23 protein-coding genes are annotated in these 23,097 nt (G+C 37.5%); 5 read left to right on the top strand and 18 right to left on the bottom strand.

From position 1 onward, the window contains the following. Positions 1–10 precede the first annotated feature (10 nt). Together ACOZIR_RS16875 and ACOZIR_RS16870 are read right to left on the bottom strand one after the other, a co-directional pair. Positions 11–1,636 carry a DHA2 family efflux MFS transporter permease subunit gene (locus ACOZIR_RS16875; RefSeq protein ID WP_045291503.1) on the bottom strand — a complete coding sequence of 542 codons (1,626 nt, stop codon included), beginning with the start codon at positions 1,634–1,636 and terminating at the stop codon, positions 11–13. A 33-nt stretch (positions 1,637–1,669) separates the two neighbouring features. Then, a complete protein-coding gene (locus ACOZIR_RS16870; RefSeq protein ID WP_328120012.1) occupies positions 1,670–2,308 on the bottom strand; it encodes an HlyD family efflux transporter periplasmic adaptor subunit in 639 nt (212 codons plus the stop codon). A 279-nt stretch (positions 2,309–2,587) separates the two neighbouring features. On the opposite strand from ACOZIR_RS16870, the gene ACOZIR_RS16865 reads away from it, so the two are divergent. Then, the gene (locus tag ACOZIR_RS16865) at positions 2,588–3,049 is read left to right on the top strand and encodes a MarR family winged helix-turn-helix transcriptional regulator (protein WP_045291506.1); all 462 of its coding nucleotides are present in this window, start codon (positions 2,588–2,590) and stop codon (positions 3,047–3,049) included. Positions 3,050–3,098: 49 nt separating this feature from the next. On the opposite strand, the gene ACOZIR_RS16860 is transcribed toward ACOZIR_RS16865, so the two are convergent. The 7 genes from ACOZIR_RS16860 to ACOZIR_RS16830 form a co-directional block, all read right to left on the bottom strand. Further along, positions 3,099–3,902 (bottom strand): endonuclease I family protein, encoded by an 804-nt coding sequence (locus ACOZIR_RS16860; protein ID WP_045291507.1) that lies wholly within the window; start codon positions 3,900–3,902, stop codon positions 3,099–3,101. Beyond that, the gene (locus tag ACOZIR_RS16855) at positions 3,899–4,858 is read right to left on the bottom strand and encodes a S8 family peptidase (protein WP_045291509.1); all 960 of its coding nucleotides are present in this window, start codon (positions 4,856–4,858) and stop codon (positions 3,899–3,901) included. The genes ACOZIR_RS16860 and ACOZIR_RS16855 overlap by 4 nt, the downstream gene beginning before the upstream one ends. A gap of 198 nt (positions 4,859–5,056) precedes the next feature. Next, a complete protein-coding gene (locus ACOZIR_RS16850; protein ID WP_328120011.1) occupies positions 5,057–5,797 on the bottom strand; it encodes a DsbA family oxidoreductase in 741 nt (246 codons plus the stop codon). A 200-nt stretch (positions 5,798–5,997) separates the two neighbouring features. Beyond that, the gene (locus ACOZIR_RS16845) at positions 5,998–6,462 is read right to left on the bottom strand and encodes a DUF3231 family protein (protein ID WP_310879144.1); all 465 of its coding nucleotides are present in this window, start codon (positions 6,460–6,462) and stop codon (positions 5,998–6,000) included. An 11-nt stretch (positions 6,463–6,473) separates the two neighbouring features. Next, complete coding sequence (locus ACOZIR_RS16840; RefSeq protein WP_328120010.1) at positions 6,474–6,977, bottom strand: DUF3231 family protein; 504 nt, start codon at positions 6,975–6,977, stop codon at positions 6,474–6,476. A gap of 180 nt (positions 6,978–7,157) precedes the next feature. Then, positions 7,158–8,078, bottom strand: a complete 921-nt coding sequence (locus ACOZIR_RS16835) for an oxidoreductase (protein WP_328120009.1) — start codon at positions 8,076–8,078, stop codon at positions 7,158–7,160. A 154-nt stretch (positions 8,079–8,232) separates the two neighbouring features. Beyond that, on the bottom strand, positions 8,233–8,604 hold the full coding sequence (locus tag ACOZIR_RS16830) for a thiol-disulfide oxidoreductase DCC family protein (protein ID WP_045291514.1): 372 nt from the start codon (positions 8,602–8,604) through the stop codon (positions 8,233–8,235). Between the two features lie 373 nt (positions 8,605–8,977). On the opposite strand from ACOZIR_RS16830, the gene ACOZIR_RS16825 reads away from it, so the two are divergent. After that, a complete protein-coding gene (locus tag ACOZIR_RS16825) occupies positions 8,978–10,201 on the top strand; it encodes an MFS transporter (protein ID WP_045291516.1) in 1,224 nt (407 codons plus the stop codon). 258 nt (positions 10,202–10,459) lie between these two features. Here ACOZIR_RS16825 and ACOZIR_RS16820 read toward each other — a convergent pair whose 3' ends face one another. The 9 genes from ACOZIR_RS16820 to ACOZIR_RS16780 form a co-directional block, all read right to left on the bottom strand. After that, positions 10,460–11,671: a sugar efflux transporter gene (locus tag ACOZIR_RS16820; RefSeq protein ID WP_045291518.1), complete on the bottom strand. Its 1,212-nt coding sequence runs from the start codon at positions 11,669–11,671 to the stop codon at positions 10,460–10,462. A gap of 103 nt (positions 11,672–11,774) precedes the next feature. Continuing rightward, positions 11,775–12,683 (bottom strand): UTP--glucose-1-phosphate uridylyltransferase GalU, encoded by a 909-nt coding sequence (gene galU, locus ACOZIR_RS16815; protein WP_045291520.1) that lies wholly within the window; start codon positions 12,681–12,683, stop codon positions 11,775–11,777. Between the two features lie 44 nt (positions 12,684–12,727). Further along, the gene (locus tag ACOZIR_RS16810) at positions 12,728–13,930 is read right to left on the bottom strand and encodes a macrolide family glycosyltransferase (RefSeq protein ID WP_328120008.1); all 1,203 of its coding nucleotides are present in this window, start codon (positions 13,928–13,930) and stop codon (positions 12,728–12,730) included. 287 nt (positions 13,931–14,217) lie between these two features. Then, the gene (locus ACOZIR_RS16805) at positions 14,218–15,663 is read right to left on the bottom strand and encodes a glycosyl hydrolase family 18 protein (RefSeq protein WP_328120007.1); all 1,446 of its coding nucleotides are present in this window, start codon (positions 15,661–15,663) and stop codon (positions 14,218–14,220) included. Between the two features lie 217 nt (positions 15,664–15,880). Further along, on the bottom strand, positions 15,881–16,102 hold the full coding sequence (locus ACOZIR_RS16800; protein WP_045294391.1) for a spore germination protein: 222 nt from the start codon (positions 16,100–16,102) through the stop codon (positions 15,881–15,883). A gap of 84 nt (positions 16,103–16,186) precedes the next feature. Then, the gene (locus ACOZIR_RS16795; protein WP_045294390.1) at positions 16,187–17,041 is read right to left on the bottom strand and encodes a DUF1206 domain-containing protein; all 855 of its coding nucleotides are present in this window, start codon (positions 17,039–17,041) and stop codon (positions 16,187–16,189) included. Between the two features lie 35 nt (positions 17,042–17,076). Continuing rightward, positions 17,077–18,579 (bottom strand): cardiolipin synthase, encoded by a 1,503-nt coding sequence (cls, locus tag ACOZIR_RS16790; protein ID WP_328120006.1) that lies wholly within the window; start codon positions 18,577–18,579, stop codon positions 17,077–17,079. A 262-nt stretch (positions 18,580–18,841) separates the two neighbouring features. Further along, positions 18,842–19,396, bottom strand: coding sequence for a hypothetical protein (locus ACOZIR_RS16785; protein WP_328120005.1), 555 nt, complete (start codon positions 19,394–19,396; stop codon positions 18,842–18,844). Between the two features lie 157 nt (positions 19,397–19,553). Further along, on the bottom strand, positions 19,554–19,949 hold the full coding sequence (locus tag ACOZIR_RS16780) for a DUF2809 domain-containing protein (RefSeq protein ID WP_328120004.1): 396 nt from the start codon (positions 19,947–19,949) through the stop codon (positions 19,554–19,556). Positions 19,950–20,171: 222 nt separating this feature from the next. Between ACOZIR_RS16780 and ACOZIR_RS16775 the strand changes: the two genes are divergently transcribed. The 3 genes from ACOZIR_RS16775 to ACOZIR_RS16765 all read left to right on the top strand — a co-directional run bounded on the left by ACOZIR_RS16775 (position 20,172) and on the right by ACOZIR_RS16765 (position 23,069). After that, positions 20,172–21,215, top strand: coding sequence for a fatty acid desaturase (locus tag ACOZIR_RS16775; RefSeq protein WP_045294386.1), 1,044 nt, complete (start codon positions 20,172–20,174; stop codon positions 21,213–21,215). 112 nt (positions 21,216–21,327) lie between these two features. After that, positions 21,328–22,470: a sensor histidine kinase gene (locus ACOZIR_RS16770; RefSeq protein WP_045294385.1), complete on the top strand. Its 1,143-nt coding sequence runs from the start codon at positions 21,328–21,330 to the stop codon at positions 22,468–22,470. Next, the gene (locus ACOZIR_RS16765) at positions 22,467–23,069 is read left to right on the top strand and encodes a response regulator transcription factor (protein WP_013056197.1); all 603 of its coding nucleotides are present in this window, start codon (positions 22,467–22,469) and stop codon (positions 23,067–23,069) included. The genes ACOZIR_RS16770 and ACOZIR_RS16765 overlap by 4 nt, the downstream gene beginning before the upstream one ends. Positions 23,070–23,097 lie beyond the last annotated feature (28 nt).

Genomic DNA, 23,097 nt, shown 5'->3' with positions numbered 1-23,097 from the left:
CTGTAGCACCTTATGAATTTATACTTTTCGGAGCTGGAAGCATACGAATATCTTCCTCTTGAGCTTCTGATTTCTTTTCTTCGACTACTTTATCTTTACGTACGTCACGAAGGAAGAAACTTAAGATTAAACCGATAACAGAAATCGCTGTTGCCCAGTAGAAGGCATCGTTAATACCTTGAATCGTACCTTGCTGCGTCATTTTTCCAGATAAAATCGTCAGCGCTTGCTGCTGAGCTTGATCTTGTGATAAATGCAAAGTAGCAGCTACTTTTTGTACAAATAAATGAAAGCTATTCATAAAGAATGGATCTGACGTATTCATAGAACTGCTGATTTCATTTACGTGATACGTTGTACGGTTCGTAAAAATAGTCGTCATTAAACTAATACCAATTGAACCACTTACTTGACGAAGCGTATTAGACATTGACGTTCCGTGACTGCTTAGTCGCTGCGGAAGCTGATTCAAACCGGCTGTCATAATTGGCATCATTAAAAGTGACATACCAAACGAGCGGATAATATAAATCGCTAAAATATGATTAAAAGGTGTATCCATCGTCAGCTTCGTAAATTCAAACGTTGAAATAGATGTAATGAGCATACCAACGATTGCTAGCGGGCGAGGTCCCACTTTATCAAACAATGTACCTGAAATCGGCGACATAACCAGCATAACAAGTGCGCCAGGAAGCAACAGCAGTCCTGAATCAAAAGCAGAATATCCGCGGATATTTTGCAAGTAAATTGGAAGCAAGAACATACCTGCGTACATACTGATTGTAATCGCAATACTAATAATATTTGATAGTGAAAAAATATTATATTTAAACACGCGCATATCCAATAGCGGCTTTTCAGATTTAATTTGTTGAAGAACAAATATAATTAAAAGAACCGCCCCGCCAATGATTGTAGAAAGAACAACTGAGTCTGTCCAGCCGTCATTTCCAGCTTCACTGAATCCGTAAAGCAATAATCCCATACCTGCAAGTGATGTCACAACCGAAGGCATGTGAACTTTTACATCCTTTGGAGGCTGAATGTCTTTTAATTGAAAGAAAGCAATAATTAATACAATGGCACCTAATGGCACCATGCCGTTAAAAAGGATGTGCCAATCATAGTTTTGAATAACCCATCCAGATAATGTTGGACCAATAGCCGGTGCGAACATCATGGCTAATCCAAAAATACCCATCCCTTTTCCTCGCATGTGAGGAGGGAAAATAAACACAATAATGGTCATAACAAGAGGCGATAAGACACCTCCGCCAATAGCTTGAATTAAACGGCCGGTAAGCATAATTGAAAATGTAGGTGCAATTCCGCAAATCAATGACCCTACTGTAAAACAAAACATTGCAAATAAGAACAAGCGACGCACACCAAATCGTTCAATTAAAAAAGCTGAAAGCGGAATTAACGCCCCGTTCACAAGCATATATCCAGTTAACAACCACTGAGCTGTATTTGCTGTTACGCCAAACTCAGTAATCAAATGCGGGATGGCTACGTTTAATAACGTTTGGTTTAATATCGCAAGAAACAAACCAAGCATTAACACAATTAATAGCGGGATATGCTTTTTGATGGATCCATCACTTGTATTCTCTATACTGGCTGTCATCATATTTCCTCCCTTCTTGAACTTTTGTAGTAAGAATTAGTCTTTCGAAATTTTTACTTCAGCGTTCATTCCTGGTAGCACATGCTCTGAATAATTAGAAATAGAGATTTTTACAGGAACCGTTTGAGATACTTTTGTGTAGTTTCCATCCGAGCTTGAATTCGATGTTAAAGATGAAAGTGAATTAGTTGCATATCCCACTTCTTCAACTTTACCGTCAATTTTTGTACTGCTATCTCCGTCTACTGTTACATCCACATCGTCGCCTTCTTTAATATCCTTAAGCTGATCCTCTTTGATATTCGCTACGATAAATAGATTTTTCATATCTACTTCCGTGGCAATTTGCTGTCCAGCTTGAACCATTTGATTTTCTTTTACATTTGTTTGAATAATTTTTCCATCTGCTGGTACTATAGCAGCTACAGAGCCTTTTTCAGCTTGAATCTTAGCAATTTCAGCATCTTTTGATACATCATTTCCTTCTTCCACTGTCCAGCTTGCTACTTTACCTGCTGCAGGTGCAATTACGTTGTATACATCTCCAGATACTTTAGCGTTATCCGTTGTAATATAGTTGGATTTTTGAACGTAATAATACCCTCCTCCAATTAATAAAGCCAAAATAACGATGATTCCAATAAAATTTGTTACCATTAAGCGACTTCTAGACATTCATTACTCCTCCTTGATATTTCACTAATAAAATTACTTTTTTATATAGCTTTTTCATAAAGATATTATCTCCATCTATTAGGAAATATGTTTCTTTATAATCATCTATTTGGTTAACTACCTAAATAACTTTATCATAAAGATATTTTTCCGTAAAGATATTAATTTAAAAATAATAATGGTGGTTAAAGATAATCATTGCCATCCTTTACAATTGTTTCATTTTATTTTAGAGTTAGTTTATATATGTCCATAGTGTATAAGGAGATGGAAGCTAGCATGGATAACAATTTAGAATCAAAAATTGAACACCTTTATCAAATTAACACATCTTTTTTTCAATATATACGACATTTAGTCGAAGAAACATTAAAAACACAGCCTTATCACTTAACACCCACTAAATTTTATATCTTAAACTACATTGCCAGCGGCACAAAGTATATGGTGGCAGATATTTCAAATAAACTTCACTTAACCTCGGGCGCTACAACTAGCTTATTAAATCAATTGGAAGAAGAATCTCTCATTCAGCGCGTGCGAGACGAAAAAGACCGGAGAGTCGTGTGGGTTTCATTGACAGATGAATCAAAAAAGCTTGTTTCAATGATTACAGAAAAGCGAAATGTATTTTTAAAAGATATGCTAGCAGCTCTAACTGTAGAAGAACAGGAAGAATATTTTCGCTTATTAAATAAAATGGATGCCCTTTTAAGTGATAAATATGGATTTTCATATTAGATTATCCAAAAGAGCTCCGCTTCAATTCGAAGCGGAGCTCTTCGCTATTTTAGAAAGCAGAACTCATTAACGCACCTGCTTTGTCAGGAAAATCGATAAAAGGATTTCGGTTGCCTTGCAATTCAAAAATTGCTGCATTTCGATGTTTTTCATAAAGTGACACGGTAAATTCTTCATGCCATTTTAGTAAAAGAGGAAGATCTACTCGTGAAGAGTCAATTTTATTATGATAGCGAATTAAAAAATAAAGCGTAGCTCGAGCTACAATTCCTTTTCCATATTCGGGTTCAAACTTACCTTTTTCTGCTTTACCGCACCCTTCTTTCACATCTGATTGTTTAACTTCCGGTGTATAATTCGGGAAGTCAATATAAGAAGAATTACCTCTTCGGCTGTTACAAGAAGGTTCACACGCAAATAAATGATGCAAATCGCCTCTCATAGGCTCTTGTTTTCCAAACCAAGATTGCGGGACAACGTGCTCACAGTTTAGCAGTATATCATTGCTTGAAACAGATGAGTTACTAAGCGACTGAAGTTGATCAATATCTTGCTGTATAGCTTCTAACGGATCCATGCCTTTCCCTGAATACAGACTCTTCAGCTCTCCATTTTCCTGTAGATCCACCCATGGATATACATATTTATGCGGCGAATAACTCAGCAAATGCTGATGCGTTTCCGTTAACAAAGCTTGCATGGCTTCTCTTTTAAAGAGAGTACCTCGATAATAAAGATTTTTACTCTCTTCATCCGTCTTTTCATCATAATAACTTCGATTGTTTACGTATTCGTGATAAAGAGCTTTTGCCTGCTGCTTTTCCATCATTAACATATCTAAACTGCTTCTCATCCGATCACCTCTGAAGTCATCTGACGTTGAATTTCACGCAACAGCTTTTCAACAACGGTCAAGTGCACAAATCCGTTTCCTACTTCTCTTGGTGATTCATTTAATGGAAATGTTCTTCTGATTAACTGTGCGTAAAGCTCTGGTTCTGTAAGTTCTCTTCCAAACGTTTCATTTGAAAGAACTTTTATCAATGCCAAAGCTCCCGCTACGTGAGGTGTTGCCATAGAAGTTCCGCTCAGTGCGGCATACTTTCCATTCAAGTAAGTTGATACGATCTTCTCTCCCGGAGCCACTAAGTCCACTTCGTTGTTCGAGTTGGAAAATATTGAAGAACGTTTCTCTAAATCAACGGCTCCTACGCTAATCACTTCATTATATGAGCCTGGGTACGCAAACTCATCTGTGGAGCTTTCTCCATCTCCTTCATTTCCCGCTGCGCAGACAACCAAAATATTCTGATCAACAGCACTTTGAATCGCTTCATGTAGCTCAGGTACATCCGACGGACCTCCAAGTGACATTGAAATGATATCTACTTTTTGCTCGATAGCGTAGTTAATACCTTGAATAATCCACTCGTATTGACCTGAACCATTTTCATCAAGTACTTTCAGAATAAGTAAATTCACTTCCGGCGCCACTCCTACAACACCCATTCCATTATGCGCTGCTGCAATTGTGCCTGCAACGTGAGTACCGTGACCATTATAGTCTTGATAAACATCAGGATTTTGCTGATCATCGTGCGTAAAATTTCTTCCTCCCATAATTCGCTCCTGCAAATCTGGGTGTGTAACCTCACAGCCAGTATCCAAAACCGCTACGGTTATTCCCTGTCCCTTTGTTTGCTTCCATACTTCCTCTGCTCCAATTAGAGCTACTCCTTGCGGGATTTCATTAAATTGATTCAATTGTTCAACTACTTGAAATGGGATAATGCGCATTTTGTTCTTCATTTAGATTCCCCCTGCAGGATTAAATGGAAGCTAGTTCATGGTGGGATCACTTTTAATCGCTTATTTTTGGAGTTCACTCATCGAGGTTTGTTGCTTCTAAACTTATTATAACACAAAACAAGAACACTTGTTTGTATTTTTGTTGAATTTTTTACAAATAAATAAAGCAGAAGCAAAATTTCCGCCTCTGCTTTTTATTTATTGTTGGTCTTTAGAAGAATCAGGAACGGCACATTGACCATCTGCACAAAAGGCATCATCTGCGCCTTCTGGAGACAGGCTCTTCAAAGTGGGAGTCGGATTTTCTTCTTCCCATACTTGTTGGAGAGCCCCCACAAATGTCTCGACTGGCTGTGCACCTGAAATCGCATATTTTTGATTAATAACAAAATATGGAACACCGCTAATGCCATATTGCTGAGCCGTTGCTTCATCACTGCGCACTTCATTTGCGTATGCGTTTTTATCCGCGAGAATTTGACGTGCTTCTTCTCGGTCAAGACCTGCATCTTCTGCAACAGCAACCAGCGTCTCTTCTTCACCTAGATGTTTTGATTCAGTAAAGTATGCATATAAGAGTTTTTCTGTAATGGCTGCTTCTTTTCCTTGAGCTTTTGCAAATTTAGCTAAGCGGTGAGCATCAAATGTATTAGTTGGCTTCATATCGTCAAAATTAAAGGATAATCCTACACCAGCTGCCTGCTGGCCGATACCTTCATTTGCTTGTTTTGCTTGTTCAATGGTCATTCCATATTTAGCAGCAAGAGCTTCATTAATCGTTTTACCAGTATTAACTGGGGCATTTGGATCTAGCTCGAAGCTTTTAAATTCAACCTGCACATCATCTTTGTGGGCAAATTGCTGAAGCGCTTGCTCTAATCGACGCTTTCCAATATAACAAAAAGGACAGACAAAATCTGACCAAACTTCTATTTTCATCGTGACACCTCTTCAATTCAAGATAATTCTTATCGTAGCATACCTTTGAAAAATTTCCATCATAACTTGCTCAAACAAAGCAAAAACACGGTGTTGGTTTACATACTAAGTGTATTGAATCAACACCGTACTTTTAGCTCACTTATTTTAAATTCATTGCTTTTAGAAGGGCATCATGTAAATACGTATTTTCATATTAGCTAATTAATGCTTGGGGGAACTTCAAGCCACCCTTTTTTGATCATAATTTCTGTTGCTTCTCTTGCATATTGAAACGCATCTTCTCCTATCAGCATCATTTTAGCCACAATATCTCTTCGAAAACTAAAGGCTGCTCCAAATGCCTGACTTCCAATACTAAAATTACTCAGTAAAATATCGCATGTCAGCATCAAACGATCAGAAAAAGCAGACGTCTCAGAAGGAGTTATGCTTCCTGTTGAGGCAACGGAAGGTGAAATATCGTCTTGTATAATTACTTCCTCTAGACGTGTAATAATCTTTTTACTGAGCTCTTTTCCTTTCAAAAAATGCTTTTTGACTTCGGTATCTTTAGCCGTTTGAGAAAAAGCCTTCATTAACTTCATCCCCACAATGTTTGTTTCGACCCCATGATAAAGCTGAGCTAGCTCCATCGTATTTAATACTCTTTTATCTGCAAACACATTTAAGCCGCTCAAATATTTTCTGTCAGAAACAAACTCAACGGTGGTTGGCATCGGAATATAAGGTGGGCGTGATAAAATCCCTTTTTCAGTAAATACTGCGTACAGGAATCGTAACAACCTTGCGTAATCTTTGTTAAATCTTGATAAAATTTCACCACGTCTTCTCTGTAGGCCTTACCTAAACTTAATGTATACATCCCCATACTAATTTCTTTAATAACAGGAAGAAACATAATATCAAATCCATTAGTAAATAGTTTTGGAGCCTGTACGTTTACATCTTGAGATGAAAGCCCCGTTGGCACTACGGCTCCTTCTTTTTCAAATATTGTTTTTGTCTTTCGTATGTATATAATAAGCTGCTCACGCAAGTCTGTCATAATGGTTTTAGCATCTTCATCGTCTGCATGTTCGATCATATAATCCAACAAGCAAATGATTAACGTTTTCTGCTGATATGTCATCCACAGCGTTCCAATTTCACTTGAGGTAATACTAGGTTTGTCAGGCACTGTTACTTCCCTCCGCTTCTTCAGCTTTGTTGAGTGCTTTGATCGCTCGAAAGAGAACATACTCATTGTACGTTTACTTATCATTATGCTATCCAACATTCTTTTTTTATTTAACCCGCTTACCTATAGCTTTTGGGCAACAAAAAAAACAGCTCCGCACTTACAGAACTGTTTTTTATCTTAAGCACGAAACGAGTACTCAACACCTGTTAAGTCCTCAGATACGCTCCATAGTTTTTCCGCTACGTCCGGTTTAAATAAAACATCTCCCATCATATCTTTTACAGGATATCCTTTTTTAGCATCTTTTCCGTCTGGTCCAATATATGTACCGCCTTCTATTGATTCAGTGGCTGCATAAAGAGTAGGCAGCGCGCCCATCTCTGCAGATTGACTAAATAGCTTGACTAAAAATTTCAACAAGCTGTTTGGTTCTTTACCTGAACCGCGTGATAATAGGTTTGTATTTGAAATACCTGGATGTACAGCGGCACTAATTGTCGTTGATCCGGCTGCTTCTAAGCGAGTTTGCAATTCTTTGGCAAACAATAGGTTGGCGAGTTTGCTTTGTCTATAGAACTTCATAGGACTGTAGCCTTTTTCCCCGTCGAGATTATCAAAATAGATTTCTCCAGAATTAGCGGCTATACTGCTTACCGTTACGACACGTGAATGTGAAGTGGCCGTTAGTAAAGGAAGCAGCAAACCTGTAAGTGCAAAATGCCCTAAATGATTACAGCCAAACTGCAGTTCAAATCCGTCTTTCGTTTTGCTGTGGGGCGGCACCATCACGCCTGCATTATTAATGAGAAGATCCAAAGACGAGTATTGTTGAAGAAATTGATTGGCAAAATGCCGAATAGAGCTCAAGTCACTAAGATCTAATGACATAATAGTCACTTTAGCATTCCCATTATTCGCTTTAATTCTCTGTTTAGCTTCTTTCCCTTTTGCTTTATTACGCACAGCAAGAATGATTTCTGCTCCGCGAGCTGCTAGAGCCCTTGCTGCTTCAAACCCAATACCGCTGTTTCCTCCCGTTATAAGGGCTGTTTTCCCCGTTACATCGGGCATTCGTTCAGCTGTCCATTTTGTTGTCATATAAAGTTCTCCCTTTCAGCTATAGCTGTTTTCTAGAATGTACGCGTCTCAGTCACACTAAATTTACGTTTCTAAAAAATTAAAGTATGTATAAAGTATAATGTCTTCAAAACAAAAGGGACAAGCTTTTTCAAAGCTCGTCCCTTTTATATGTTTACGTAAGCCGCGGCGAATCATAGCGTCCAAACCAGTCGTACCTGTTTGTGGATATCCATTTGTATAGCGGACTAAACGCTTTTTTCATCAATGGTAAATGCAGAAGTACACCAATTGGACATGTAAGAGGTAAAATAGCCAAAAGTCGTCTAACCGTTTCAAATCCTGCTAGAACTTCACCTTTTTTGGTCACCATATGAATTTGATCATATAAATCTCTTCCCTCTTCTTTTAAATAACTATACTCTGTTCGTTCAATATATTGAACTGGAATCCACTGAATTTGGTTCGTCCAGTCCAGCGCTTTAATGATTTTTTTTACGTTGTAGCATAAAGGACATTCTGCATCAAAAAATACTTTGTGCTTCATTATTTTCACCTTTCTTTCTTTTGTTCCTTTTCCTTAGTTTATAAATACCCTTTTCCCCTTTTTAATAACCATCATTAGGAGGCACTTCTTGTGAAGCCGCGAAAGAAAACAGGATTTTTTTATAAAACATCACTTTTTTGGTTTAAAGCGCTAAAAACATGTTAGAATAGATTTCATATTGATTTGAAGCACTAGATGCACGCATTTAGTCGCATACTAAAAAAACTGAATAAATCCAATGATAAAAGGTAAGGGTAATGTCTTCGTAAACTTATCATGGAAGTAGGTTTATAAATGACGAAGAAAGAAGGAGGAACAGGTGATTACTTTTATCCATTTCATATAAGCTTTTTTACGTAAGGATGTGTAAACGATGAAAAATAAGTACATGCTGTCAGCTTCAGGTATGTATATTAATTACTTTTTACTTGGCATGGTCAATATCATGCTTGCATCAAATATGTCATTTTTGACAAAACAATTAAATACCGACGGTGCTGGAATCAGCTATATTATTTCTGCTATCGGAATTGGAAAATTGCTTTCATATTCTCTATCAGGCATCTTGTCTGATAAAATCGGACGAAAGCCTTTAATTATTGTTTCGTCTCTGACGATGGCTATTTTCTTAATTGGCATTCCATTATCGCCAAATTATCAAACAGCTTTCATTTTTGCTATTATCGCCGGTATTGCAAACTCTGCTATGGATGCTGGAACGTACCCTGCTTTAATTGAGGTCTTTCCTAAATCTTCAGGCTCAGCCAGTGTTCTTGTAAAAGCATTTATTTCAGCAGGAGCAGCGCTTCTTCCGTTTATGATTGCCTTTTTTGCAGATCGTGATTTGTTTTATGGGTATGCTTTTTTTCTTCCTGCTCTTATTTATTTACTAAATATGATCTTTATGTTCAAACTGCCTTTTCCCAATCATAAACGCGAACAGAGTGCAGTTCAACAACAAAATACAGGAGAGAATAAATTTATCTCTGCTCCTAACATGAAACAAGAAGGAATTGCTCTTATTGTGATTGGATTTACTTCTACAGCGCTTTTTACGGTAGCTCAAATTTGGCTCCCTACTTATGGTCAACAAGTATTAGGTATGGCTGAAAGCAGCTCGGTTCGCCTTTTAAGCTACTACAGCATCGGAGCTTTAATCTCTGTTTTAGTATTAGCTGTATTATTAAGCAAAGTGCTTCGTCCTGTAACCGTTATTCTCGTTTACCCGATGATTACCCTTATAGCGGTACTTACGCTTCTGTTTGTTAAAGTACCTGCTATTGCAATTGCAGCTGCTTTTTTCATGGGGTTTTCTACGGCTGGAGTCTTTCAATTAGCGATTACTGTTATGACCGAGCTTTTTTGGAATAAAAAAGGAACGGTTACTGGAATTGTCGCGACGGCTGCTGGATTAGCTGCTATTTTATTGCCTTTAGCAACAGGGCTCATGTCTAAAACGGGACATATTTCAATTATTTTTATTTTTGATGCGATGCTTTCAGTAGTAGGTATGGCAGCGGCAGCTTTTGTTAATTACCGCTACCGCAAAATTTCAAATAGAAATCGCAGCGAACAAATTCAAGAAACAGCCTCATAAAAAAGAGGCTGGGACATCCCGAAATGAATTCAACCCAAATAAGAACAATCTGGATACATGATCTGGGCTGCTTGCTCGACCGCTGTTGCTTACCGTGCCAGGTTTCGCTTTCCGCGGGCGGCCGATGAGCCTCCTCGTCGCTTGCGCTCCTGCGTTCACCATGATTATAAAAAAACACGAACTATTTATCCATTTTTGATAGATAGTTCGTGTTTTAATTTAATCAAACTACTTTTCTTCCACCCTCTTCTTAACTTTTCAACTCATTTCCCCAGCTGATTTTTGCTTCATCAATAGAAACATCACACCTGAAATAACCGCAAAAACAGCTAAAATGTAAAAAGTAGAAGGCAACGGAATCACACTGACTAGTGACCCCATAGCTAAGCTGCTGACAACTGCTGAAGTTTGTATAGCTGTCATGTATGCCGTCGTGGCTAGTCCAATTTGACGCGGGGCCAGTGACTGAGCATACACCATTCCAACTCCCATCGTAGCGGATAGAATAAAAGCATAAAATACTTGAAGCGCAATTAATCCACTAAGCGGTAAATGAAGGCTTGTTAAAACAAAATAAAGCACTTGGCAAGCAATTCCAATGATAAAGAATCGTTTAACTCCGACCTTATCAGAAAAATAGCCCCCTAACGGCATAAATACTAGCTCGAAAATAGACGTAACGGTAAAGAGAATCCCTACAATCGAAACGGATTGCTTTAACGTATCCGTTATGTAGAGCGGCAAATACATAGAACGCCCGGAATCACCGGCAAAAATAAAAAGAGCTGCTACGAATACAGCTATTAATACAGAAGGTATACCAGCTGGCGCTTTTGAAGATGCATGAGCTGAAGTTTGAGGCATACTGTCTTCTTTAAGCGCAAAAAGAACCCATACTAAAGTTGCTAGCGATAACAACCCTGATAGTAAAAACAAAAGAGTATACCCTCCGTGGTCAATGATTAAAGCGCCCAGCATAGGTCCAAAAATATAGCCTTGTGAAAACGCCATTCGGACAGTACCAGTAATCGTACCTGCCTGCGATTTGCTGTCTTCCTTTTTAACAATAAAGTCGTTCAGCAGGGCAAAGAAAAAAGAAAACGCATTAAACCCTCCTATAGCAAGTAAAATGAGTGCTATTGTATAAGAATGCGTAAACGCTAACGGAACTCTTGAAATGGTTCCAATCAGTAACGCCCAAATAATAAATGGCTTTCGTTTCCCCCATTTGTCTGATAATGAAGCTAAATAAAACGATACGACTAAACCAATAATGCTCATTGGCACAAACAAAAACCCTGCTTGAAACGAAGTGGCATGCAATGTATTTGTTGCCCACACCGTTAAATAAGGCATAAAGCCCCCAACAGACAATCCAATAATAAATAATGAAATAAAAATTGTTCGAAAATCCCGGTCTGTAAATACAATCTTTATGCCCGATACAAATGAATTTTCTGCTTTCGACATGAACTCATTTCAACCCTTTCTATCCAGCTTTCAAACGTTCAATTCCCGCAAAAAAATGCACCTTTCTTCAAGAAAATGCAGAAGAAAGGTGTGTAAATAAAGGTTATTTTCCAATTTGTACAGCAATTTTTTCTTTTTGTTCTTCCTTGTTGATCAGCTCTTTGAATTTAGTTAAAAGAGGTGCTTTTAATTCTTCATCTTTCAACGCAAAAGCAAGGGTCGTAAAAATAAAATCTAATTTTTCCCCTGCATCATAACGTTCGCCTTCGAATTCGTAAGCATAAATAGAACGGTCTATATTCATACGCTGAATAGCATCCGTTAGCTGAATTTCCCCGCCTTTTCCAGCTTCCTGCGTTTCAAGATAATCAAAAATGTCAGGTGTAAACACATAGCGTCCAATAATCCCCAATTTAGAAGGAGCTTCTTCGACTGATGGTTTTTCTACAAAACCATTCACTTCGTATAATCTGTTTTTATTTGCTTTTGGATCTATAATCCCGTAACGGTGAACGGATTCTTCCTCTACGCGCTGTACGCCGATAACCGACGAACCCGTTTGGTTATACTGGTCAATCAGCTGTTTTAAACAAGGCTGGTCTGGGTCTGTTAAGTCATCTCCCAATAAAACTGCAAACGGTTCGTTTCCAATAAACTGTCGAGCGCAGTTAATCGCGTGGCCAAGGCCCTTCATTTCTTTTTGACGAACGTAATGAATATTTGCTAGTTCAGAGATATGCTCCATTTCTTCTAATAGTTCGGTCTTTCCTTTTTGATCAAGCAAGTGTTCTAGTTGAATATTATGATCAAAATGATTTTCGATTGCTTGTTTCCCGTTTCCTGTAACAATTAAAATATCTTCGATTCCTGATTTTAAGGCTTCTTCTACAATAAATTGAATTACGGGCTTATTTACAATTGGAAGCATTTCTTTTGGAATAGATTTTGTAACGGGTAAAAAACGAGTACCTAACCCTGCTGCTGGTATAACTGCTTTTTTTATAGTCTTCATATTATTTACTCCTCTCTGTTAGTTATCTAGCTGCCTTACATCTATTACACTTTAACAGGCACCATCTTGAAAATTTCTTTCACTCCTTGCTTGTATCCTCCTGCTGAGCGAAGTGATTCTCCAATTTGTTGTGCATGCTGTTTATATGCGGGAGTAGTTAAAACGTCGTTAACTGTATTTTTGATTAGCTCAGCAGATACATTATTTTTATCTAATTTCACGCCTGCTCCTAACTCCTGCACGCGATCTCCAACCATAAATTGATCCACTGCCATTGGAATAACGACAAGCGGCGTATCGTAGTATAAACCTTCACTGCTGCTGTTCATTCCGCCGTGAGTAATAAATAAATCCGCACGTTTTAAAATTTCTAGCTGCGGTACGTATTGTTTCACAATGAAGTTTTCTGGAATGTGTGCTAATTCTTCAGGTTTTGTATTTTTACCAATAGATAAAATAACTTTACCCTTAAAATCTTTTAATGCTTCTATACATAAGTTATAGATTTCTAGCTGCTGATTAAAAATAGTTCCCATAGAAACAAAAATAATTTTTTCATTTTCATTTTGTAAATAAGAAGGATCTTCAATATCTAGTCGTTTAACAATTGAAGGACCAATAAACTTGTACTCATTCGTAAATTCAGATACGTGTGGCTGAAAAAATTCTGACGTAAATACTAACGTAATATCCCCTGGATTTGACATAATGTCCATGGAATCTTTTAACTCAGTATTATATTGATTGTTGAACTTATTTAATGATTTTTCGAATTGAGGATAAAAGGAAGATTGGTCAGGTTCTGTTTGACCACTTGGCATCATACAAGTTGCTAACTCCTTATTTAACGCAAACGTCGTACAAAGAGAAACCTTTGGAAGCTGAAGAAGGTCGGCCACAGCGGAACCTGCTAAAAGGTGATAATCGTAAAGTACATAATCATATGTTTCATGTTTTGTTTCACTCATAATTTTAGTAATAATATTTTCAGATTCATTTAAAAATAAGTTCATTATTTCATAGCGGTCATAAGACTCTTCTTTAGTCATTCGGTTACTCATATCAAGACTTGGACGAAAATCTTCGTATTCACGAAATGTCGCTCCTGATTTTTTAATTTTTTCAGCATAGTCTTCAATGCCATAATAGACAACCTTTTCCCCTTGAGCCATCAATTCTTTTACAATTCCTAAAGAAGGGTTCACATGTCCTTCACCTGGAAAGCCTATCACTAATACATTTCCCATAACATCCATTCCTTTCACTTAGTTAATAATTAAATGACTTAATTGTTAATTTAGTAAATTTATTGTATAGAAACTGAATTTACTATAAATTATCTTTATCGTAAAGTCATTAAGCGTTTTCAACTAAAAAAAGGTTAAATAGGCTCATTTTGGAATATGGTTATAAATTAACTCAAGAAAAACAAATATTGTAAAATTTATCTTGTTTGTAAATAGATGTATGCGCTTCATTATGATGCAAATAAAAAACGCACCTCGCTAAATCAAGCAAGAGGTGCGTTTTTTATTTAAAAGTTGTATAACTCCCATATATCTGAGGTTTCTGAACCAATATACCAAGCTGCCGCCCCGCCTAAATGATAGTCCTTAATCAAATTAACTCGGCGCTGCATAGATGCTTTGTCTTCGAGCCATATTTGATGCTTCGTACCATTTTCGGTGTATTCCACATAGTACTGCGAGGTTTGGCTATCCCATTTTTTAGTTAACTTTTTAGAAGAGATAACTGCTTCCGCTTCTTTCATCGTTAAGTCTTTTGTGACAACTTTTTTGGTTGATAAGTCCGTTTTCCATTCTCGCGTATAAAAAGGAACTCCCAGCAGGATTTTATGTGCTGGTACATCTTTCATAAGAAGTTGTGTTCCTTCTTTCACCCAAGGCAGCGAAGCAACAGATCCTGGAACCTGACTTCCTCCCCAGTGTTCTTCATATCCCATCATAATGACATAGTCTGCCACTTGACCAATCTGTTTTCTATCAAAGCTTCCCGACCAAAACGGATCATTATTTTCTCTTGTTACGTCTACTGAAACAGTCATACCATGAGGCTTTAACGCTGCTTTTAATTCTTTAATAAATAAAACAAAATCTTGTTTGTTTTTGATATTAATATTTTCAAAGTCAACGTTAATACCGTCACTCTTTGTTTTCACTAGCGAACTTTCTACTGACGATACAAGTTTTTGCCGCTTTGCTTTGTTACTTAGCACATCACTTGTAAGCACATCATCAAAATTGTTACCAATAAGCGGCCAGACTTTTTTGCCGTTTTTATGAGCCGTTTGAACATATGATTCATTTATAGAAGATGAAACAACTTTGTCATTTGACGTTAGCGTAAACCAACGAGGTGAAACAACGTCTAAATTTTTTTGCTTCATCGATTCTGTGTAGCCTGCTGCTTTTTCATTAAAGCTCCACCCCATAACTACGGGCTGATGCTTCTTTTGCGCTAAATCAGATTTTTTGATCCAGCCCTTTTTCCCTTCCAAAAGCTGTACTTGTACATAGTAATCAGGGATAATAAGCATTTGTCCAGGCTTAATATTTGTTGATGATAGCTGATTTAACTTTGTTAATTCATTCGCTTTTACACCGTACTTTACGGAGATTTTCCAAAGCGTATCTCCTGATACTACTTTATGTAACAAGCCTTTTGCTGGTATTTTTAACGTTTGCCCTGGAATCAGCTCCGTCTTTTTTAGCTGATTTTGTTTTATCAGATCACTGACTGTTATACCGTATTGCTTAGCTAATAGCCATAGTGTATTTCCCGGCACTACCGTATGAGTAGTAACTTGAGCTGCATCTCCAGCTTCAGATGAAATGACAGGAAATTCTTCTCCTTTTTTCACTGTCTGCATAACAGAAGAATGTAAGGAAGGAGAACGATATACGTTTACGTTGCCACCTTTGACAGTGCCCACTGAAGAAGCAGCGTCTCCTTTACTCATCGGGGCCAATCCTCCACTGAAAAGACAGAGAATAATCAGGCTCATACATATTTTTTTCATTTTATAATTTCGCCTCCCCACTTTTTGACATCACCTGTCTAGTTTACTACTCCTATAAGATAGAATCCTAGAGGTACATTGTGGTAAAGAAACGTCTGGGTATACGTAAAACTCAAATAAAAAAGCTTACCGTCCGATGACGATAAGCTTTCGTTTCTTATGCATTTCCCACTACATTTTGATCCTTAATATCCATATCAATTGTATTAGCGGTACTGGCACTGCTTGTAATATTCATAAAATTCCCTGTATTCCCGCTACCAGAACCGACTGTCGTAAAAGCTGTACTCTTTGGCTTAATAGCCAGACAATCACCAAACTCCACTGAAGATGAAACCAATACATTCGAGATATTTACGGCTCCTACTACCGATGGCATCTGCCTCTCCTCCTGTTCACTATCTATCTGCTATATGATATGAGCAGAAGGCCAAAAAGTAGCTTTTTCATCTTTTTAATTTTATTAAGGATCAATTCGTTTATACCTTGATTCTGCAAACATATATACTCCGTATGCCATAAGCCCGATTGATACGATGGCCAGCAGTACAGACCCAAAAGGACGCTGTGCTACTTCAGCAAGGGCTCCATCTAACCCTTTCGTTTCGTCTGGATCCGCTTGAAGAGCCGTGCGAATAAGAAAGAAGCCAATAATGCCAAAGACGATACTTCGAGCAATAATACCCGCTTTTCCAATATGCCCGCTCCATCGCCACTCTTCTTTTGACATTTCGTTTTTCTTTAGTTTTTTTAGGAAGCGTCCTGAAAGAGCCCAATATACTTGTCCAATCCCAAAGATAATAACGCCGATGCCTGTAAGCGCAATGATGGTTTGCCCAAAGGGGTAAGATAACAACTTGGCTGATACCGTTTGATAATGCTTACCTGACGTATGAACGTGAGCATGAAGCAAAATTTTTACCGAACTCACACAAAGACTAATATAAAACGTGGCTACAACTAAATAGCCTAAACGAGTAAAAACGCCTTTTACACCATGCCCAACGTGGTGAGGATCAAAAATAGCAGAAATAATTTGCCAAAACGCATATCCACTTAAACCTACTGCCAAAATAATTAAAATTAAAAATCCAAACGGCTGCTTTGCAATTGTGTGCAGGGCTCCTTGAGAAGTAACTAAATCGCCTTTTAATCCGAAAGCTGTCTGAATCGCTAATATACCGATGATAAAATAGACCACACCTTGAGCCACATGACCAAACCGTGAAAAACGCACGACAAATGGCTTAGTACGTTCTTTTAAGCGATGTAACTTTCGACCAAACGTATCTTTTTTAACAAATGGAGATTCACCCATACGTTTCCTCCTGCTTTTTGAAAACAAACTTTATTTTATAAAACACCTGAAAATAAGCGAGCAAATGACTCTTTCGAACGTTCTACTAAGCTTCGCTTGTAAAATGCTACCGGTTTGATCAAATGACTGTCTTCCATATCTTCTTCGTAATTTTTGATGAGCGTTTGAATCGTCTCTCCTTCAATTAAAAATGCATTAACTTCAAAGTTCAGATGAAAACTTCTCATATCCATATTTGCAGTACCGACCGAAGCCATATCTCCGTCTATAATCACAATTTTTTGATGCAAAAACCCTTTTCTATACGAATATACTTCAATTCCACATCGAAGAAGTTCGGCAAAATATGACCTTGTTCCATATTGAGTCAGAAAGCCATCATTAATTTCTGGTACCATAATTCGTACCTCTACACCTTTTCTAGCCGCAATACGAAGGGCTGTTCTTATGGCTTCATTTGGAACAAAATAAGGAGTTGAAATCCAGATTGATTTCGTCGCGCTTGTAATCATAGTATAGTAATAATCACTCATATTTTCCTGCGTATCTGGCCCCGTCGCCACCACTTGCACAAAGCCTTCCCCTTCGACAGGATGAGGTTTTGTATAGGATTCATTGTTAATTAAGCATTCCCCAGAAACGTATTCCCAATCGAACATAAAGATTGAATGCAAGGTTTGAACGGATTCACCTTTTAGCATCAGATGAGTATCTCTCCAAAAGCCAATTTTTTTGTTTTTCCCTAGATACTCATCCCCAACATTCAATCCCCCTACAAAACCTACTTCCCCGTCAATTACGACTATTTTACGGTGGTTTCGAAAGTTGAATTTTTGATTAAAAAATCCATACTTAATAGGTAGGAAAGGATACACTTTAATATTCGCTTTCTTCATTCGTTTAATATCTGAACCCGATAGTGTAAAGCTTCCCATTGTATCGAATGTAAAGCGCACTTCTATACCTTCGCTTGCTTTTTTTATTAAAATATCAATGATTTCTTTTCCTAGAGAATCTGAGTGAAACATATAGTATTCCATATGAATAAAATGTTTTGCTGATTGCAAATGCTTTTTGATTTCATTAAACGTTTCTTGCCCGTTCTTAAGGACGTAGGTTTTTGTATGAACATTCATCTTTGTCAAAGATACACATTGAAGATACTGAGCAAAGTAACGCTGATGAGATTGAAGCGTAGATAGATCAGGCGTCGTTTCTTTATCTGCCATCTTTCTAAGCATCTCTCGGTTATGCATACGCTTTTTTTTGAACATATGCCCCTTTAAATAGAGCTGTCCTGAATACAAATAAAAGAAAAAACCTGCAACAGGGAAGAAAAAGAGGACATACATCCAAACCAACGTACTTTCAGGCGTTCGATTTTCAAGCATAAGTGAATACATACAAATGAAAATGATGACACCATATAATCCAACTAAGGCATACTTCCAATGAATATCAATAGAGGTAAAAAAGAAAGCATAAATTGAAAGTAAAATAATAAATAAAAAAATAAAGTCCAACCGGCGTTTTTTCATAAAAGCTCTCCTAAAAACAAACTGTATTGTATCACTTGTCTATCTTTCATATGAGGTAGTATATGGAATACACAGAATTCTTATCATGCATGCCACATAAAATGTACATATATTTGCACAAAAAGCAGTTTAGCCGCTTAAGCAACTAAACTGAACTACCTCAGACAAGCATCATTTATATACCTATACCCTGGACGGTAAAAGAAAAAACCTCTTTACGAAGAGGTTTTTTCACTGGTTTTTCACGCATGACGATGCCTTTTTATAAGTTGGTATAACCGGACTCTTTTTCTTTTTTAGGCCAAACAAAATTAGAAAGAGATAATAAGAAATCAATTCCTACAATAACTGTCCAAAATTCCACTACATTTTGCAGCACGTTGGTTTTTCCATTTGGTACTATATACATCATCGCCGCTAAAAGAGTTGCCCCAATAGCGTAAGCAACAAGATGCTGTATCCATGACTTAAAATAATGCTTTGCATATTCTTTTCCATAGCGCCTACGAGGTTTTTCACCGCTTTTCATCACATAATATTGAAAGCGTTCGTCTGCCCATTGAATCATACTTTTTCCAAAAGCGATCGAAATTCCAATATACACGGTTGCAATAGCATGAGCGTAAGTCGCTTTAGCACCTCCGTAAAGGTCTACGCTCGTCACAATCAGAAGAAAAAAATCAACAACGGGTGTTAGAGCTAAAATAAAAAAACTGAGCTTTTGTTTCTTAAACATATACCTTGTTGCTAATCCTAAAATGATGACTATCCAAAAAGCGATTTCACATGCAATAATCATCCAGGCTATTAAATTCAAATAATCCCCTCTCTTCCTCTTGTTCAACGAATAGACAATAGGTTTTAAATAAAAAGTTTTATGCATAAGTTTATTTTTATGTATATACATCCTGCTTCATAACCCTAAGGCTTATTCCATCCTCAGCTTAGTTCTAAGATTCATTGAACCGTATTTGCTAGGCGGATCTTTTAAATCGATATCTATAGTACTCGCAGCTCATTCCTGCCGCGACTCCAATCGAATAGGCTAGTATATCGCTCCATAAGAAGCCATACCCCAGAATGAGCCCTCCTAACGCTGTCTTTCTTATGTCATCAATCCACGGAGCGTGATACAGCTGTGTAAATTCAATGAAGTAACAAAACACTATAGCAAACGTACCAATCATTTTTGTTCTCCATGTAGGAAACAAAAAACCCGCGCTGACAAAAATCATTAAGGCCCATAACGAATCTCCCGCATATATATTTACGATGTGAGGAAGATACGCAGCAAGTTTTCTTGATAAAAGGCCTGCTCCCATGATAATAATAGCTAGAAGCAAATATACCCATCTATTTCTTTTATTCATTTCAAACTCCTTTTTCTCCTTAAATGCTCCGTAACAATAAGCCTTCACTGTATAATTTTATCAGAACCGCAGACTGTTAAATACCGCTTTTTTTCATTTTTTACAGCTTCCCCCTACGTATATATGACAAGTGTCATAGTTTCTATATGACACGTATGTCTTAAATAGTCAGAAAAATCCCTTTATACTGAGGATAATATACGGTGATGAAAGGAATTTCATATGACTATACAAAAACAAAAGAATTTACGAAAACAAGTTGCACCTTTTGAAAAAGCAGTAATGAAAGACAGCATAAGACAATTGATTAATACTTTTTTACCTTTTTTCACACTATGGTTTCTCGCTTATGAGAGCCTTTCAATTTCTTATTTTTTAGCATTTCCGCTAACTGTTATCGCAGCAGGGTTTTTAGTAAGAATATTCATTATTTTTCATGACTGTTGTCACTACTCTTTCTTTAAGAATAGACAACACAATAAAATTCTCGGAACAATTACCGGTGTCTTAACGATGTTTCCTTACAGTCAATGGGGACATAGCCATGCCATTCACCATGCAACAAGCAGCAACTTAGATAAAAGAGGTACAGGTGACATTTGGGTGTTAACCGTAACAGAATATAAAGAAGCTTCTATTTGGAAAAAAATCGCTTACCGTATCTATCGCAACCCGTTCGTTATGTTCGGCGTGGGACCTATATATGTATTTTTGATTACAAACCGATTCAATCGAAAAAATGCGAAGAAAAAAGAGAGAATGAACACGTATCTTACAAATGTATTGATTGTTGCATTAGCAGCAGCGACCTGCTGGTTGGTAGGTTGGCAGGCGTTTGTATTAATTCAAGGACCGATTTTCTTCATTTCAGGTTCAATTGGAATTTGGCTGTTTTATGTACAGCATCAATTTGAAGATTCTTATTTTGAAGAAGATGAGCACTGGGATTATGTAAAAGCAGCCGTTGAAGGAAGTTCATTTTACAAGCTTCCAAAACTATTGCAATGGCTAACAGGCAATATCGGGTTTCACCACGTACATCATTTAAGCCCAAGAGTGCCCAACTATAAGCTTGAAGCTGTTCATCAACACACACAGCCTCTTCAAAATGTACCAACCATTACACTCGCAACAAGCCTTCGCTCTCTTCGATTCCGTTTATGGGATGAAGAAAACAAAATGTTTGTGAGCTTTAAAGAAATAAAAAAACGCTCAGCTGGACCAAAAGCAAGCAGAATTTCATCTCAAACAAAAGCAGAACTTTAATAAAACAGTCAAGCTTTCAAAAGCTTGACTGTTTTATCTATCCGCCTAAACTTATTTCATTCTACTTTGTGGTAAACTAATAGTGTATTTTAACAAGCAAATGAGGTTCTTTATGAAAAAATATACGTTTTTCCAAAAAATCACTGGGCTATCTCCTTACATATGGACGGTATTTGCCATTTTACCATTTTATTTTATCTTACAGTCTTCATCCATGAATCACATTATTCTTGGCTCTTTACTCACCATCTTATTTTTTATTTTCTATCGTTTTGCATTTGTTTCAACAGACAAGTCCGTTTACGTCTGGACGGCTTTATTAATCGTCATTTCCTTAGCCCTAACAACGATTTTTAATTATATTTACTTTGCTTTTTACTTCGCTTTTTTTATCGCTTATTTTATTGGAAATATCCACAAGCGGCTCGCTTTCTTCACTTTGTATGCTGTTCATTTGATCAGCACCGTTATTTCGGTAAACTTTAACGTTGTTATGCAAGAAGAGATCTTTTTAAAACAGCTGCCTTTCATTTTTGTAATTTCCATCAGTGTGATTGTACTGCCATTTAGCATTTATAACCGGAAGAAGCGAGACCGACTGGAAGAACAGCTGGAAGATGCAAATAAACGTATTTCTGAGCTTGTAAAACAGGAAGAGCGCCAGCGTATAGCTCGCGACCTGCACGATACGTTAGGGCAAAAGCTGTCTCTTATCGGTCTAAAAAGTGATTTAGCAAGAAAACTTATTGCAAAAGATCCTGAAAAAGCAAAATCAGAATTAAAAGATGTCCAGCAAACAGCGCGCACGGCTCTTAATGAAGTGAGAAAAATGGTTTCCCAAATGCGTGGAATCCGCCTTAGCGAAGAACTAAAACGCGTTCAAGAGCTTTTAGAAGCTGCCGAAATTACGTTTGTAGGAGAAAAGGCTATTTCACTAGAGAATGTGTCTTTGCTAATTGAAAATATTCTTAGCATGTGCTTAAAAGAAGCAGTAACCAATGTGGTCAAACATAGTCAAGCCACCGTTTGCACGATTACTTTACATCAGTCTGCAAAAGAAGTAGGCATAACGGTAGAAGACAATGGAGTGGGTATTAATACGAAAAAAACCTGCTGGGAAGGAAACGGTCTTTTAGGAATGAAAGAGCGGTTGGAGTTTGTAAACGGCCATCTTGATATCTCCAGTCAAGGGGGGACGATTATTCATATTACAGTTCCAAACATCGTCAAACATATTAAGGAGGAACAATTATGATTCGAATTGTCATTGCCGAAGATCAGCAAATGATGTTAGGAGCTTTAGGCTCTTTGTTAAATTTAGAAGATGACATGGAAGTTGTCGGAAAAGCTTCAAATGGGGAACAAGCGGTATCACTTGCTAAGCAGCATCAGCCAGATATATGCGTAATGGATATCGAGATGCCTCTTAAAACTGGGCTTGAAGCTGCAGAGGAACTGAAAGATTTAAACTGCAAAGTCATCATTTTGACAACGTTCGCTCGCTCCGGCTATTTTCAAAGAGCTTTGAAAGCAGGCGTGAGTGGATACTTGCTAAAAGATAGTCCAAGTGAAGAACTCGCAAATTCAATTCGAAGCGTGATGGCAGGCAGGCGCCTCTATGCTCCAGAATTAGTGGATGACTTATATAGTGAATCTACCAGTCCTCTTACAGCAAGAGAGAAAGAAGTATTAGCTCTAGTAGCTGATGGAAAAAACACAAAAGAAATTGCTGATGAACTATCTATTAAGACTGGAACAGTGCGCAACTATATTTCTACCATTCTGGACAAACTCGAAGTAAAGAACCGCATTGAAGCCATTACTCGCTTTAAGGAAAAAGGCTGGTTCAAATGAAAAAAGCATGCATCAAACCGAGATGCAT

This window comes from Priestia sp. D3YE.R1 (assembly GCF_049199565.1).
GTDB classification, from domain to species: Bacteria; Bacillota; Bacilli; order Bacillales; family Bacillaceae_H; genus Priestia; species Priestia aryabhattai.
This window is presented reverse-complemented; position numbering and strand designations above follow the sequence as displayed.

Bases quoted from the DNA above. Each gene is read 5' to 3' on its own strand.
- ACOZIR_RS16820 (WP_045291518.1), bottom strand. From the start codon at position 11,671: ATGTCGAAAGCAGAAAATTCATTTGTATCGGGCATAAAGATTGTATTT.
- ACOZIR_RS16780 (WP_328120004.1), bottom strand. From the start codon at position 19,949: ATGAATAAAAGAAATAGATGGGTATATTTGCTTCTAGCTATTATTATC.
- ACOZIR_RS16825 (WP_045291516.1), top strand. From the start codon at position 8,978: ATGAAAAATAAGTACATGCTGTCAGCTTCAGGTATGTATATTAATTAC.
- ACOZIR_RS16770 (WP_045294385.1), top strand. From the start codon at position 21,328: ATGAAAAAATATACGTTTTTCCAAAAAATCACTGGGCTATCTCCTTAC.
- ACOZIR_RS16835 (WP_328120009.1), bottom strand. From the start codon at position 8,078: ATGACAACAAAATGGACAGCTGAACGAATGCCCGATGTAACGGGGAAA.
- galU (WP_045291520.1), bottom strand. From the start codon at position 12,683: ATGAAGACTATAAAAAAAGCAGTTATACCAGCAGCAGGGTTAGGTACT.
- ACOZIR_RS16860 (WP_045291507.1), bottom strand. From the start codon at position 3,902: ATGAGAAGCAGTTTAGATATGTTAATGATGGAAAAGCAGCAGGCAAAA.
- ACOZIR_RS16850 (WP_328120011.1), bottom strand. From the start codon at position 5,797: ATGAAAATAGAAGTTTGGTCAGATTTTGTCTGTCCTTTTTGTTATATT.
- ACOZIR_RS16855 (WP_045291509.1), bottom strand. From the start codon at position 4,858: ATGAAGAACAAAATGCGCATTATCCCATTTCAAGTAGTTGAACAATTG.
- ACOZIR_RS16795 (WP_045294390.1), bottom strand. From the start codon at position 17,041: ATGGGTGAATCTCCATTTGTTAAAAAAGATACGTTTGGTCGAAAGTTA.
- ACOZIR_RS16775 (WP_045294386.1), top strand. From the start codon at position 20,172: ATGACTATACAAAAACAAAAGAATTTACGAAAACAAGTTGCACCTTTT.
- ACOZIR_RS16865 (WP_045291506.1), top strand. From the start codon at position 2,588: ATGGATAACAATTTAGAATCAAAAATTGAACACCTTTATCAAATTAAC.
- ACOZIR_RS16870 (WP_328120012.1), bottom strand. From the start codon at position 2,308: ATGTCTAGAAGTCGCTTAATGGTAACAAATTTTATTGGAATCATCGTT.
- cls (WP_328120006.1), bottom strand. From the start codon at position 18,579: ATGAAAAAACGCCGGTTGGACTTTATTTTTTTATTTATTATTTTACTT.
- ACOZIR_RS16830 (WP_045291514.1), bottom strand. From the start codon at position 8,604: ATGAAGCACAAAGTATTTTTTGATGCAGAATGTCCTTTATGCTACAAC.
- ACOZIR_RS16800 (WP_045294391.1), bottom strand. From the start codon at position 16,102: ATGCCATCGGTAGTAGGAGCCGTAAATATCTCGAATGTATTGGTTTCA.
- ACOZIR_RS16765 (WP_013056197.1), top strand. From the start codon at position 22,467: ATGATTCGAATTGTCATTGCCGAAGATCAGCAAATGATGTTAGGAGCT.
- ACOZIR_RS16805 (WP_328120007.1), bottom strand. From the start codon at position 15,663: ATGAGTAAAGGAGACGCTGCTTCTTCAGTGGGCACTGTCAAAGGTGGC.
- ACOZIR_RS16875 (WP_045291503.1), bottom strand. From the start codon at position 1,636: ATGATGACAGCCAGTATAGAGAATACAAGTGATGGATCCATCAAAAAG.
- ACOZIR_RS16810 (WP_328120008.1), bottom strand. From the start codon at position 13,930: ATGGGAAATGTATTAGTGATAGGCTTTCCAGGTGAAGGACATGTGAAC.